The following is a 13,374-nucleotide window of genomic DNA, read 5'->3' on the forward strand; positions in this document are numbered from 1 at the left end:
ATGTCGGGGCGCGACGATCGGCCCCTGTCCGGAACCGATCATCCGTTTTCCGGCCAGATCAATATTCCACCCTCACACCGGGAAATTTTCGAGGAGGTACCCGTGTCGGGCGACAAGACCGGTACGCGCGCGGTGGTACTCGGCGGCAGCATCGCAGGGCTGTTCGCGGCCCGAGTGCTCGCCGATGCCTACGACGATGTGCTCATTGTGGACCGCGACGTCCTGGTCGGGGTGGAGGGGCCGCGCAAGCACTGCCCCCAGAGCCGGCACATCAACGGCCTGCTGGCCCGCGGCCAGCTCGCCATGGAGGAGATGTACCCCGGGATCACCGAGGAGATCTTCGCCGACGGCGTCCCGACCGGTGACCTGGCCGGCCACGTGCGCTGGTACTTCAACGGCAGGCGGCTCAAGCCGCAGGTGGCGGGCCTGACCTGTGTGGCCGCCAGCCGCCCCATGCTGGAGAAGCACATCCGCCGGCGCACCGCCGCCCTGTCCAACGTCTCCTTCCGCGAGCAGCACGACATCCTGGGCCTGGTGACCACGGCGGACAAGAGCCGCGTCACCGGCGTCCGCGTGCAGAGCCTCGTCGAGGAGAGCGGCGAGCAGGTCATCGAGGCCGACCTCGTGGTCGATGCGACCGGCCGCGGTTCGCGCACCCCGGTCTGGCTGGAGGAGCTCGGCTACCCGCGGGTGGTCGAGGAGCGCAAGAAGATCGGCCTCGGCTACGTCACCCAGCACTACAAGCTGCTGGACGACCCCTACGACGGCGACCTGTCGATCAACCCGGTGGCCTCCCCCGAGCTGCCCCGCGGTGCGATCTTCACCAAGACCGACGGCGACCGCGTGGAGCTCACCACGTACGGCCTGCTCGGCGACCACCCGCCCACCGACCAGGAGGGCCTGTACCAGTGGGTGAAGTCGCTGGCGGTGCCGGACATCTACGAGGCGCTGCAGCGCGCCGTGCCGCTGGACGAGCCGGTCGCCTTCCGCTTCCCGACGACGCTGCGCCGCCGCTACGAGGAGATGGACCGCTTCCCGCTCGGCCTGCTGGTCGCCGGTGACGCGGTCACCACCTTCAACCCGGTCTACGCCCAGGGCATGACGGCCGCCGCGCTCTGCGCCCTGACCCTGCGCGACCACCTGCACTCCGGTGCCACGCCGATCCCGGCGCAGTACTTCCGGGACCTGGCCCGTGACGTCATCGACCCGCCGTGGGAGATGACCAACGCCGTCGACCTCACCTTCCCCGGGGTCCAGGGCGAGCGCACCAAGCAGGTCAAGGCCGCGCAGAAGTTCCTCAAGCTGGTGCAGACCGCGGCCGTCCACGACGGCAGGGTCACCGCCGCCTACATGCGCGGTGCCGGTCTCGTCGACAAGCCGGAGGCCATGATGCGTCCGGCGTTCCTCGCCCGCGTGCTGTGGAACGTGGTGCGCGGCACGGTCGTGGAGAAGCTCAGCGGCCGGAAGGCCGGCGCGTCTCCCGTCCGGCCGGTGGCCACGCCCCCGGTGTCCGTCCCGTCCCGCGACGACGAGCTCGTCTCGGCCAAGTAGCACGGCCGGCGAGGACGAGGGGAGTGGGTGTGACCGAGACGGCCCAGCTGATCCGGGCCTACGCGGTGACCGACGGTCTCGACGAGGCGGCGCTGTGCGCCGCCTGGGGCGAGGCCGCGGCACACTACGGGGCCGCCGACGCCGAGGGGGGCCTGTTCACCGACCTCGGGGACCTCGCGGCCCCGGGCCCGTGGGAGGCCGCCGAACGACTGTGGGCCGACCAGGAGTTCCTGGTCTTCCCCGCGGGCACCGGACCGGCCGCACGGCTGGTCGTCGGCCGACCCGCCGCCGGCGGGCAGCTGCTGGTCCTGGCCGTGAACCGGGCGTTCACGGCCGCGGGCCACCGTCTCGCCCCGCTCGCCGACGCCCTCGGCGCGGCGTACGCGGAGCGGGTCGGGGCCGACCCGGCGACGGTGGAGTTCACCCTCGACGCGGGGACGGCCGGGGCCGTCTCGGCGCTCGCCGCCGGAGAGGGCGCCGACCCCGCGGACGTGCTGCTGGCCGCCTACGCCTGCCTGGTCGGGCGCCATCACGGCACCGACCGCCCGCATCTCGCCGTCCGCACCCCGGACGACGACCGCACGGCTCTGACCGCCGACCTGTCCTCGGCACCGTCCTTCCGGGCCCTGGTACGCCGGATCGCCGCCGCGCCGCAGGCCGGTCACGAGACGCCCGTGAGCGGCGCGTTCGCCGTGGAGGGCGCCGACGAACCCGTGCTGCGGCTGGCCGGGGCACGGGTGCGCCGACTGAGGGCGGGCGGTGCGCTGCCCGGCGGCGCCGACCCCGTCCTGACGGTGACGGCCGGACCCGCCGGTCCGACCCGGGGGTTGCTCGAGTACCGCCCGGTGCCCTGCGACACGGCGGCCGCGACCGGTCTGCTCGGCCAGCTGCGGACCCTGCTCAAGGCGGCCCTCGCCGCCCCCGACGCGTCCGTCGACACCCTTCCGCTGGAGACCGGTGAGCAGCTGCGCGCAGCGGTGCGCGCCGCCGACCTCACCGGCGCCACGCCCCAGGCCGGGCCACCGGTCAACGCCCGGGTGCGCGCAAGCGCCCGGGCCTTCGGGGACGTGCCGGCGCTGGACGGCGACGGCGGCCCCGTCCTGTACCGCGAGCTGACCGGCCGGGCCACCCGGATCACCAACGCGCTGCGCGCGCTCGGCGTGGGTGAGGGCTCGGCCGTGGCGCTGCGCCTGCCGAACGGGCCGGGACAGGCCGCCGCGCTGCTCGGCGTCCTCGACGCGGGCGCCCACGCGGTGGGCCTCGCCCCCAAGGACTCCGGCGAACGCGTCAAGGCCGTGCTCGCCGGCCTGCGGCCCGAGGTCCTGGTCGTCGCCGGGGAGGAGGCCGGAGCGGCGTTGCCGACCTGGTTCCGTGCCGAGGTCGGCGGCCGGGTCCTCGACCTCGACAGCCTGACGTACCTCCCGCCCGGCCCGGTCCCGTCCGCGGCGGATCTCGACGGGGACGAGCAGGACCGCTGGGCGTACGTCGCCTACACCTCCGGCTCGACGGGAACGCCCAAGGGCATCCCGCAGACCCACCGCACCTTCGGCCAGTTCGTCGACTGGTTCGCCTCCGCGTTCGGCATCGGCCCCGGCTCCCGGGTGGCCCAGTGGGCGCAGCCCGGCTACGACGCCGGCCTGGTCGAGCTGTTCGCGGCGCTCACCACCGGCGCCACGCTGTGCCCGGTTCCCGACCGGCTGCGGGCCCACCCGGAGAAGCTGGCGGCGTGGCTGGAGTCCGAGCGGATCACCCACTTCCAGACCGTGCCGAGCTTCGCCCGGGAGCTGCTCGCCGCGCTGCGGGCCACCGGCGGGGCGCCGTCCTCGCTGAGGTGCCTCCTGCTGGCGGGCGAGCCGCTCGGCGGGGAGCTCGCCGACACGCTGCGTGCCGCGCTCCCTCGGACCCGCGTGGTCAATCTGTACGGCGCCACCGAGACGGTGCTCGCCACCTGGCACGAGGTCGACGCCCCGGTGGGCGCCGGCACCGTCCCGATCGGGCGGCCGATCCCCGGCCGCCAGGTCCTCGTCCTCGACGAGGAGGACCGGCCCTGCCCGACGGGCGTCACCGGCCGCATCGTGGTGTGCGGACCGTATGTCACGCCCGGCTATCTCGACGCCGGCCGGCCCGACGGGTCGTTCCGCCCGGTGTCCGCCGGGCCTGACGGGGCCGGTGCCGCGGACTCCGGCTGCTATCGCGGCGGGGACCTCGGCCGCAGGCGCTTCGACGGCCTGCTGGAGTTCCGGGGCCGCGGCGACGAGCGGATCAAGATTCACGGCACCCGCCTGGAACTGACCGATCTGGAGGCGGCGCTCGCGGCCGATCCCTCGGTGCGCTCTTGCGCCGTGGTCGCCCGCGCCGCCGACGACGGCCTGGTCGCGGGCCTGGTGGCCTACGTGGTGCCGCACGAGGGCCCGGAAGCGCCCGTCGGCTCTCCGGCGGCCTGGCGTGCCACGCTGCGCCGCTGGTTCGGCCCTGCCCTGCCCGCGGTGACCTTCGTGACGATCGACCGCCTCCCTCACAACACCGGCGGAAAAGTCGACCGGCGCGCACTGGCGGACCGCGCGACAGCCACACGCTGAACGCGACGCCGCCCTCCGAACAACCGCCCGTTTCCCAACTGATGCTTGTATCCAATCCATGATGGGGTGAATGTCGTGACCATGCTCGAAACCGACTTCTCGATCGAATCCGACGGGTCGAGCGTCAGCTTCGACGGCGAGAACCTGGACATCCCGGCGGTCCGCCGGGTCGCCGAGGACCTCGCCCCGGTCCAGGTGGCCCCCCAGTCACTGGCCAAGGCCGCGAAGAGCCGCGCGCAGTTCGAGAAGATCATCCACGACGGCGCCCCCGTCTACGGTGTCACCACCGGGTACGGCGAGATGATCTACATGCTGGTCGACCCGTCCAAGGAGACCGAGCTCCAGACCAACCTGGTCCGCAGCCACAGCGCCGGCGTCGGCCCGGTCTTCGCACAGGACGAGGCGCGCGCCATCGTCGCCGCCCGCCTCAACGCCCTGTCCAAGGGCTACTCGGCGGTCCGTCCCGAGCTCCTGGAGCGCCTCGCCCTCTACCTCAACCAGGGCATCACCCCGGCCATCCCGGAGATCGGCTCGCTGGGCGCCAGCGGTGACCTCGCCCCGCTCTCGCACATCGCGAGCACGCTGATCGGCGAGGGTTACGTGCTCCAGGACGGCAAGCGGGTCCCGACCGGCCAGGTGCTGCGCGAGAAGGGCATCGAGCCGCTCCAGCTCCGCTTCAAGGAGGGCCTCGCCCTCATCAACGGCACCTCGGCGATGACCGGCCTCGGCTCGCTGGTCGTCGGACGTGCCCTGGAGCAGGTGCGCCAGGCCGAGATCGTCACCGCGCTCGTCCTGGAGGCGCTGCGCGGCTCCACCAGCCCGTTCCAGGCCGAGGGTCACGACATCGCCCGCCCGCACCGGGGCCAGATCGACACCGCCGCCAACATGCGCGCCCTGCTGCGGGGCAGTGGTCTGGTCGTCGACCACGCCGATCTGCGCCACCAGGCCGAGGCGCAGCGCGGCGACGGCGACGTCTCGCGCACCGAGGTCTACCTGCAGAAGGCGTACACGCTGCGGGCCATCCCGCAGGTCGTCGGCGCCGTCCGCGACACCCTGTACCACGCGGTGCAGAAGCTGGAGACCGAGCTGAACTCCTCCAACGACAACCCGTTGTTCTTCGACGGCAAGGAAATCTTCCACGGGGCGAACTTCCACGGCCAGCCGATCGCCTTCGCGATGGACTTCGTGGTCCTCGCCCTGACCCAGCTCGGCGTCTTCTCCGAGCGCCGCACCAACCGGCTGCTGAACCGTCACCTCAGCGACGGCCTGCCGGAGTTCCTCGTGGCGGGCGAGCCGGGACTCAGCAGCGGTTTCGCGGGTGCGCAGTACCCGGCCACCGCGCTGGTCGCCGAGAACCGCACGATCGGCCCGGCCTCCACCCAGTCCGTCCCGTCCAACGGCGACAACCAGGACGTCGTCAGCATGGGCCTGATCGCCGCCCGCAACGCACGCCGCGTCCTGTCGAACAACACCCGCATCCTCGCCGTCGAGTTCCTCGCCGCCGCCCAGGCCGTCGACCTCTCCGGCCGTGCCGACCAGCTCAGCCCGGTCGGCCGCGCGGCCTACGACCAGATCCGCTCGCTGGTGCCCACCCTCGACAAGGACCGCTACATGTCCGACGACATCGAGCTCGTCGCCGCCGCGCTCTCCCGTGGCGAGTTCCTCCAGGCGGCCGAGCAGACCGGCACCGCGCTCGTCTGATCCCTCCCGCCCCTTCCTCCTCCCCCCAAGACTGGGACGAACCGATGAGTTATCCGCTCTCCTTCAACCAAGAGTTCCTGTGCATGTTCGACCAGGGCGACGAGGAGGGTCCCTTCGGGCCCCTCTACAACATCGTCGGCGGCTGGCGGCTCAGCGGGAAGATCGACGCGGAAGCGCTGCAGGAGGCGCTGAACGACGTCGTCGCCCGCCACGAGGCGCTCCGCACGACGGTCGTGCGCACCCCGGGCGAGCAGCGTCAGGAGATCGCGCCGGCCTCGCCGGTCTCCCTGACCGTGCGGGAGATCCCCGAGCCGGACCCGACGCAGCGCGACCGCCGTGCCGAGGAACTGCTCATCGAGCTGGAGGGCGGCCGCTACGGCACCGACCTGCCGCTGCTGCGGGCCGTACTCGGCAGGTTCGCCGAGGACGACGCCGTGCTCGTCCTGGTCGTCCACCACACGGCGGCCGACGAGGTGTCCATGCAGCTGATCATCCGCGACCTCGGGGTGCTGTACGCCCGGCGCCGCGGTTTCGAGACCGCGGAGCTGCCCGAGCCGACCGCGTTCGGCGAGTTCGCCGCCTGGGAGCGGGAGCGCTACGCGCCGACCGCCGAGGTCAAGGCGCGCGGCTACTGGCGCGAGCAGCTCGACGGCGGTGCCATCACCGGCGTGCCGAGCGACCACCGCAAGTCCGACGGGGTGCCGAAGACGACCGCCGTGCACCGCTTCGTCATCGGCGAGGAGCTGACCTCGGCCGCGTTGGCGCTGGCGAAGGAGACCCGCGGTTCGGCCTTCATGGTGCTGCTCGCCGCGTACAAGGTCTTCCTCAACGAGCGGGTCGGCGCCACCGACATCGCCGTGCCGACGATGGCGGCGGGCCGTGGCCTGGCCCGCTTCGAGAACACCGTCGGCGCGTTCTTCAACTTCGTGCCGTTGCGCACGGACCTCGCGGGCGCGGCCACGTTCCGCGAGGTCGTCTCCCGCACCCGCGGCACCTGCCTGAAGGCGTACTCGAACCCCCTGCCGTTCGGCCAGGTGGTGGCCGAGGCCCCGGCGTCGGCGGCCGCGTTCGCCGCGGACGACCTCGCCGTCGTCGCCTTCCAGGTCTTCCAGTTCCCCGCCCTGGAGGGGGTGGAGACGGGTGATCTGACGATCTCCGAGATCCGCCGCCGGATGCTGTCCCAGGACGTCTCCACCGACATCCCGGACGGGGTGATGTTCCAGCTGGACATCGACCCGCTCTCCGGCGAGATGCTCGGCCACCTCGGCTACAACACGAACCTGTTCGAGGAGCGCACGATGCGGGAGTTCGCCGCCGCGTTCGTGACGGTGCTGCGCCGCACGCTCTCGGACCCCGACGCGCCGCTGCGGCTGGCCTCCTGACGGGCCTTCCGCACCACGGCACTCCGCCCGCGTCTTCCCCGGAAGGGAAGGACGCGGGCGGAGTGCCGTCCACGGGTTCCGGCTCAGCCGTTGTGCAGGGCTCCGCGGACCGTGGAGCGCAGGTCGTCGAAGGACGCGAGGTCGGGCACGGTCCAGCCGTCCAGGTCGTACTCGTTCAGGCACTCGTCCACGAAGGCCTTGTAGCTGTCGACGTGACCGGAGGCGGTCTGCGAGAACAGCAGCTCCACCCGGGTGTTCTCGTGGTTGCCGGCGTAGTTGCGCTCGTAGAGCTCGTGGCGGCCGCCGAACTCGGTGCCGACCGCGTCCCACAGCAGCTTCATCACCTTGACGCGGTCCACGGCCTCCTTGCCGCCGGAGCCGCGCAGGAACTTGTCGAGGTAGGGGCGGACGTCCGGGTTCTTGAAGTCCTCGGCGGCCGAGTTCACGTAGATCAGGCCGCTGGCGACGTCCTGCTGGATGATCTCCTTGATCCGCGGATAGCCCATCTGCATGAACCAGCGGTAGGCCATGCCGTACTGGGGGTTGGGCAGCAGAGCGCCGTTCTTCCACTCCACCGGGTTGCGGGCGGCCGCGTCCGACAGTCCCCAGAAGAGGTTCCGCCAGGCGAGCACCTCGCCGACGCGGCTCTGCACGCCGCGGAAGTCCTTCGTGCCGGTGATCTCCAGCGCCTTGATGAGCAGGCCGGCGAGGAACTCCAGCTTGACGGCGAGGCGGGTGCAGCCGTGGAAGGTGAAGCGCTCGACGAAGCCGGAGCGGCCGGGGAACATCTGCACCTTGCCCAGGTGTCCGTAGACGAAGACGTTCTCCCAGGGGATGAGGACCTTGTCGAGGACCAGGATGGTGTCGTTCTCGTCGAGCCGGGACGACAGCGGGTAGTCGAACGGGCTGCCCATGGCGGCCGCGTTCGCCGTGTACGACGGCCGGCAGATCAGCTTCATGCCCGGCGCGTCCATGGGCACGGTGGCCACCAGCGCGAACTCGCGCTTCTTCACGGGCAGCCCGAAGTGGGCGATGAAGTTGTAGTGGGACAGCGCCGAGCCGGTGGCCACCACCTTCGCGCCGCTGACGATCAGACCGTTGTCGGTCTCCTTCTCCACGTGGATGAAGACGTCCTCCACCTCGTCGGGCGCCCGGTCGCGGTCGACCGGGGGGTGCACGATGGCGTGGTTCCAGAAGAGCACCTTCTCCTGTGACTCCGCGTACCAGCGGCGGGCGTTCTCCTCGTAGGGCGCGTAGTAGTCGGCGTTGGCGCCGAGAGTTCCGAGGAACGAGGCCTTGTAGTCGGGGCTGCGCCCCATCCAGCCGTAGCCGAGGCGCGCCCACGCGGCGATCGCCCGCTGGTCGGCGACGAGGTCGTCGACGCTGCGCGGGGTGGTGAAGAAGCTGTGGGTCCAGCCGTCGGAGCCGGTGTCGGTCGGCCGGGTGAGAATGCCACGCTGGGCCGGGTCGTGCAGCGCCTCGTACATCCGTGCCGTCATACGGATCGGATTGCGGAAGGCGGGGTGGGTGGTGACGTCCTTGACGCGCTCGCCGTAGAGGTATATCTCCCGGCCGTCCCGCAGACTCTCGATGTATTCGTCACCCGTCAGCGGGCGGGTGCGGCGCCGCCCCTCGGCGGTACCGGCGGGGGCATCCTGACGGTCGGTCATCGGATTTCTTCCCTCTTCCACGGGGCGCTTTCGAAGACATGCAATGCGGGCCTCATCGTGGCAGCCCGCACCTGGTCAGGGCTTCTTGTCGTGTGCGGGAAGCACGTGGCGGCAGCTGCCCAGCAATCCTGAAGATGCAGCTGATCGGCGCCCGCTGGGAAGGTCGTCCCGTTGTTACGGACGGCCATTTCCGGCCTTCCGAGAACGGACGTCTCCGGGAGGAAATGGTGCTTGCGACGACTGATGTTCCCACGCGGGAACAGATTGTTCGTCGGGTCTCCGAACTCGTGCCGCAGCTGCGCGAAAAGGCGGCTTGGACGGAGGAGAACCGCCGGGTCCACGAGGACTCGATCGCTGCCCTCACCGACGCCGGCGTCTTCAAGCTGCGCACGCCCGCCCGCTTCGGCGGCTACGAGGCCGACACCCGCACGCTGATCGACGTGGCGGCCGAGATCGGCCGCGCCGACGGCTCCACCGGCTGGACCGCGTCGGTCTACTGGATCCCCACCTGGATGGCCGGTCTGTTCCCGGACCACGTCCAGGACGAGGTGTTCTCGACACCCGACGTCCGCGTCTGCGGCACCCTGAGCCCGAGCGCCATGGCCACCCCCACCGAGGGCGGTGTCGTGGTCAACGGCAAGTGGGGCTTCATCAGCGGTGCGCTGCACGCCCAGTGGCAGGTCGTCGTCGCCGTCCAGATCGCCCCGGACAGCGAGCCGATGCCGGTGATGGCCCTCGTCCCGCTCTCCGACCTCCAGATCGTCGACGACTGGCACACCTCCGGCCTCAAGGGCACCGGCAGCGTCTCCACCGTCGCCGACAACGTCTTCGTGCCGGCCGACCGCGTGCTGCCGCTGCCCGTCGTCCTCCAGGGCCAGGGCGGCGCCTCGCAGGCCAACGCCGACGCCCCGATCTACCGCGCTCCGCTGCTGCCGGTCGCCTCCGCGTCGTCCGTCGGCGCGATCCTCGGCATGGCACGCGCCGCCAAGGAGGCCTTCCTTGAGCGGCTGCCGGAGCGCAAGATCACGTACACGAACTACGCGAGCCAGGCCGAGGCCCCGCTGACCCACCTTCAGGTCGCCGAGGCCACCCTCAAGATCGACCAGGCCGAGTTCCACGCCTACCGCCTGGCCGACCTCGTCGACTCCAAGTCCGCCGAGGGCTCCGGGTGGACCCTCGAGGAGCGGGTGCGCGCCCGCGCCGACATGGGCGCGGTCGTGAAGCTCGCCAAGGAGGCCGTCGACATCCTCGCCACGGCCAGCGGCGGCTCGTCCATCTACACCACTGCCGCCATCCAGCGCATCACCCGGGACATCCAGGCCGTCAGCCTGCACGCCCTGATGCACCCCGACACCAACACCGAGCTGTACGGGCGGGTCCTGTGCGGCCTCGAGCCCAACAGCCTCTACATCTGATCCGTACCGGACACCGCACACAAGGGGAACGAGCATGACCGCAGCACCCTCGACCGCGCCCGCCGGCACCGTCTCCGACGCGGACCAGGCAGCCGTCGCCGCGCTGCCCGGCCGGATCGTCGAGGCGTGGGCCCGGCACGACGCCGCCGCCTTCGCCCAGGTCTTCACCGAGGACGGCACGATGATCCTGCCCGGCGTCTACCGCAGCGGGCGCGAGGAGATCGAGGCCTTCATGTCCGGTGCCTTCCAGGGCCCGTACAAGGGCACTCAGGTCGTCGGCACGCCGCTGGCGCTGAAGTTCCTCCGCGAGGACGTCGCCATCGTCATCACGCAGGGCGGCGTGCTCGCCCCGGGCGAGACCGAGGTGGCCGACGCCCGCGCGGTGCGCGCCACCTGGGTGGCCGCCAAGCAGGACGGCGAGTGGCTGCTCGCCGCCTACCAGAACAGCCCGCGCGACAACTGAGCCACCGCGGCGGCGCCCCACCCACCCGTCGCCGCCCCGGCCCGCACGAAAAAGCGCCCCCCGGATCCGAGCTGGACCGGGGGGCGCTTTTGTGGGTGCTTCAGCGGGTACCGGCGGTGGCCGGGACCGGGGCGGTCAGACGGACCGGGAGGGCGCGGTGGCCGTTCATGATGAACGTCGGCAGCGGCTGCAGCTCCCCGGCGGGGACCGCGAGCGACAGCTCGGGGAAGCGGGCGAAGAGCGAGGACAGGCCCACGGTGGCGACCAGGCGGGCGATGCCGGCGCCCAGGCAGTAGTGGGGGCCGTGGCCGAAGGACAGGTGGTCCTTGTCCGCGCGGGTGATGTCGAAGGCGTCGGCGCTGTCGCCGTGCACCTGCGGGTCGCGGCCGACGGCACTGTAGTTGACGAGGATCGGGTCGCCCTTGGGGATGGTCACCCCGTCCAGCTCGATGTCCTCGACGGCGTAGCGCAGCGGCAGGTGCGCCAGCGGCGACTCGACGCGCAGCGTCTCGTCGATGACGTCGTCCCAGGAGGCCTCGCCGGACAGCACGAGCCGAAGCTGCTCGGGGTGGTCGAGCAGGGCGGTGATCGCGTTGTCGAAGAAGTTGATGGTGGTCTCGGAGCCGGCGCCGAGGATCGCGAAGATGGTGTCGCACAGCTCGGCCTCGGAAAGGCGCGAGCCGTCCTCGTCACGGGCGGCGATGAGGTCGCTGGTGATGTCCTCGCCGGGGTTGGCACGCTTCTGGGCGACGAGCTCCTCCATGGCGCCGCGCCAGTTGAGCAGCACCGCCTGGGCCTGTTCGGGGGTGACGGTGGTGTCCACCATCATGTCGATGACCTTGGCGGTCGCGGCGCGCTGCTCCTCGCCCATGCCGATGAGTTCGGCGACGAGCATGGCGGGCAGCGGGTAGGCGAACCGCTCGCGCAGGTCGACGACCTCACCGGGCTCGGCGGACTCCAGCGCATCGAGCAGGTGGTTCGTGAGGCCCTCGATGAGGGGCCTGACGGCCTGGGTGCGGCGCGGCGAGAAGGCTCCGCCGACCAGGCGCCGCAGTCGGATGTGGTCCTTGCCGTAGGCGGTGACCATGTTGTCCATGGCGACCCAGCTGATCATCTCCCAGTCGGGGCGGATACGGCCCTCGATGAAGTCGGGCCAGTGGTTGCGGGCGCTCTTGGTGACGCGGGGGTCGGAGAGGATCTTGCGGATGGTCGCGTAGTCGTTGACGGACCAGGCGTGCACGCCGCCGGGAAGCTCCACCAGGACGGCGGGGCCCTGGGCGCGCAGGCCCGCGGCCTCGGCGTGGATGTCCTGGCCGGTGGTGTCGAGGGTGTGGGCGACGGGGCAGCGCTGCGTCATGGGTTCTCCCGCGGTGACGTTGAGTTCGGTGTGAGGCGGCCCGGGGCGTGTCGTTCGGCGCCGGCCGCGTAAAGAGAGGAGCCGGCCGGTGCGTGACCGGCCGGCGGATGCCGAAGGGGCGTTACGGGGTGGGCACCGGGACCTGCGCGGGGGCCTCGTCCTCGAGGACGACGTAGGGGTCGTCCATCTCGTACCAGCCGAGGCCGGGCGGGCAGCGGTCGTAGCCGAGCAGCCGGCGCACCTCCTCGGGATGGGCGAGGACGGACTCCTTCGGCACCGCGAGGTACTGGTTCTCCTCCTGGCGGAGGTTGCCCAGGTCCAGCGCGATGGTCAGTCCGGTGCGCGGGGTCTCGGTGGTGTTGGCGCCGCCGCCGTGGTAGACCCCGCCGAGCCAGATGAGGCCGGAGCCGGCCTTCATCTCGGTGGGGATCGCCTCTTCGGCGCGCGGCGGCCGCTCGTCGTCCCAGTGGTGGCTGCCGGGGATCACCAGGGTGCCGCCGTTCTCGGCGGTGAAGTCGCTCATGGCCAGCATGAGCTGGACCCGGCTGGTGGGGCCGGGGTGGCGGCGCAGATGGAGCGAGTCGTCCCGGTGCAGCGGCTGGCGGCCCTGGCCCTCGTGGATCTGGATGGCCTGGGTGCCGCTGATCTGGACGGTGGGCACCAGGGCGGTGCGGGACCTGCCGATCCAGACGTGTACGGGCCGCTGCATGATCCGGCGGGCGCTGCCGAGGAACAGCGGGTGGGTGACGACCGGGGTGAGCCGGTGCGTACGGGCGAAGAGGGAGGAGACCCGCCGGGTGCGGGTCCCGTTGTACCAGTCGCCGCTGTAGTCGCGGGTCTCCAGCGCCGGGCCCAGGTCCTCCCACAGGGCGGCCATGGTGGCCGGGTCGGCGAGGTCCTCGACGATCAGGGCCCCGTCGCGCTCCAGGATCTCCACGGCCGTGTCGAGATCGGTGTCGGGCGCGACCCGCCGGAGACCAGGGGTCATGACGTCGCCCGGGCGCCGGCCTTGGCCGTGACGATGCCGACGAGTCCCTCCAGGGTCGGGTCCTCCTCGAAGATGTCGCCGACCTCGATCTCGACGCCGAGCTCCTCCTCGATCCGGACCACGAGGCGGGTGGCGGAGATCGACTCACCGCCGGCCTCGAAGAACGTGACCTCGGACCCGGCCTCGGGGGCGTCCCCCAGGATCGTGGTCCAGATCGACCTGACCGTCTCCGCGGCCGTGGCCACATCCGTGCTCATGCGCTGCTCTC

10 protein-coding genes are annotated in these 13,374 nt (G+C 71.7%); 6 read left to right on the forward strand and 4 right to left on the reverse strand.

Annotated elements, in window-relative coordinates:
* Positions 1 to 102 precede the first annotated feature (102 nt).
* The 4 genes from AC07AW_RS38650 (at position 103) to AC07AW_RS38665 (ending at position 7,213) form a co-directional block, all read left to right on the forward strand.
* Entirely contained in the window at positions 103 to 1,551 is a 1,449-nt protein-coding gene (locus AC07AW_RS38650) for an FAD-dependent oxidoreductase (protein WP_478820136.1), read from the forward strand.
* 29 nt (positions 1,552 to 1,580) lie between these two features.
* A complete protein-coding gene (locus AC07AW_RS38655; RefSeq protein ID WP_478820137.1) occupies positions 1,581 to 4,130 on the forward strand; it encodes an AMP-binding protein in 2,550 nt (849 codons plus the stop codon).
* 81 nt (positions 4,131 to 4,211) lie between these two features.
* On the forward strand, positions 4,212 to 5,831 hold the full coding sequence (gene cmdF / locus AC07AW_RS38660; protein WP_478820177.1) for a tyrosine 2,3-aminomutase: 1,620 nt from the start codon (positions 4,212 to 4,214) through the stop codon (positions 5,829 to 5,831).
* A 44-nt stretch (positions 5,832 to 5,875) separates the two neighbouring features.
* A complete protein-coding gene (locus AC07AW_RS38665; protein WP_478820138.1) occupies positions 5,876 to 7,213 on the forward strand; it encodes a condensation domain-containing protein in 1,338 nt (445 codons plus the stop codon).
* A gap of 83 nt (positions 7,214 to 7,296) precedes the next feature.
* Here the strand turns inward: AC07AW_RS38665 and AC07AW_RS38670 are convergent, their stop codons facing one another.
* Entirely contained in the window at positions 7,297 to 8,883 is a 1,587-nt protein-coding gene (locus AC07AW_RS38670; protein WP_478820139.1) for a 4-hydroxyphenylacetate 3-hydroxylase family protein, read from the reverse strand.
* A 224-nt stretch (positions 8,884 to 9,107) separates the two neighbouring features.
* Between AC07AW_RS38670 and AC07AW_RS38675 the strand changes: the two genes are divergently transcribed.
* Both AC07AW_RS38675 and AC07AW_RS38680 read left to right on the forward strand, forming a co-directional pair.
* Positions 9,108 to 10,298 carry an acyl-CoA dehydrogenase family protein gene (locus AC07AW_RS38675; RefSeq protein ID WP_478820140.1) on the forward strand — a complete coding sequence of 397 codons (1,191 nt, stop codon included), beginning with the start codon at positions 9,108 to 9,110 and terminating at the stop codon, positions 10,296 to 10,298.
* A 34-nt stretch (positions 10,299 to 10,332) separates the two neighbouring features.
* Complete coding sequence (locus tag AC07AW_RS38680) at positions 10,333 to 10,761, forward strand: SgcJ/EcaC family oxidoreductase (RefSeq protein WP_478820141.1); 429 nt, start codon at positions 10,333 to 10,335, stop codon at positions 10,759 to 10,761.
* A 100-nt stretch (positions 10,762 to 10,861) separates the two neighbouring features.
* Here AC07AW_RS38680 and AC07AW_RS38685 read toward each other — a convergent pair whose 3' ends face one another.
* The 3 genes from AC07AW_RS38685 to AC07AW_RS38695 all read right to left on the reverse strand — a co-directional run bounded on the left by AC07AW_RS38685 (position 10,862) and on the right by AC07AW_RS38695 (position 13,363).
* Positions 10,862 to 12,118: a cytochrome P450 family protein gene (locus AC07AW_RS38685; protein WP_478820142.1), complete on the reverse strand. Its 1,257-nt coding sequence runs from the start codon at positions 12,116 to 12,118 to the stop codon at positions 10,862 to 10,864.
* A gap of 121 nt (positions 12,119 to 12,239) precedes the next feature.
* On the reverse strand, positions 12,240 to 13,106 hold the full coding sequence (locus AC07AW_RS38690; RefSeq protein WP_478820143.1) for a phytanoyl-CoA dioxygenase family protein: 867 nt from the start codon (positions 13,104 to 13,106) through the stop codon (positions 12,240 to 12,242).
* On the reverse strand, positions 13,103 to 13,363 hold the full coding sequence (locus AC07AW_RS38695) for an acyl carrier protein (RefSeq protein ID WP_478820144.1): 261 nt from the start codon (positions 13,361 to 13,363) through the stop codon (positions 13,103 to 13,105). The genes AC07AW_RS38690 and AC07AW_RS38695 overlap by 4 nt, the downstream gene beginning before the upstream one ends.
* Positions 13,364 to 13,374: the final 11 nt, after the last annotated feature.

The sequence above is a fragment of the Streptomyces sp. NPDC044003 genome (genome assembly GCF_056435185.1).

Excerpts from the sequence above, each read along its gene's own strand:
- AC07AW_RS38675 (WP_478820140.1), top strand. The coding sequence starts at position 9,108 with ATGGTGCTTGCGACGACTGATGTTCCCACGCGGGAACAGATTGTTCGT.
- AC07AW_RS38690 (WP_478820143.1), bottom strand. The coding sequence starts at position 13,106 with ATGACCCCTGGTCTCCGGCGGGTCGCGCCCGACACCGATCTCGACACG.
- AC07AW_RS38680 (WP_478820141.1), top strand. The coding sequence starts at position 10,333 with ATGACCGCAGCACCCTCGACCGCGCCCGCCGGCACCGTCTCCGACGCG.
- AC07AW_RS38670 (WP_478820139.1), bottom strand. The coding sequence starts at position 8,883 with ATGACCGACCGTCAGGATGCCCCCGCCGGTACCGCCGAGGGGCGGCGC.
- AC07AW_RS38665 (WP_478820138.1), top strand. The coding sequence starts at position 5,876 with ATGAGTTATCCGCTCTCCTTCAACCAAGAGTTCCTGTGCATGTTCGAC.
- AC07AW_RS38695 (WP_478820144.1), bottom strand. The coding sequence starts at position 13,363 with ATGAGCACGGATGTGGCCACGGCCGCGGAGACGGTCAGGTCGATCTGG.
- cmdF (WP_478820177.1), top strand. The coding sequence starts at position 4,212 with ATGCTCGAAACCGACTTCTCGATCGAATCCGACGGGTCGAGCGTCAGC.
- AC07AW_RS38685 (WP_478820142.1), bottom strand. The coding sequence starts at position 12,118 with ATGACGCAGCGCTGCCCCGTCGCCCACACCCTCGACACCACCGGCCAG.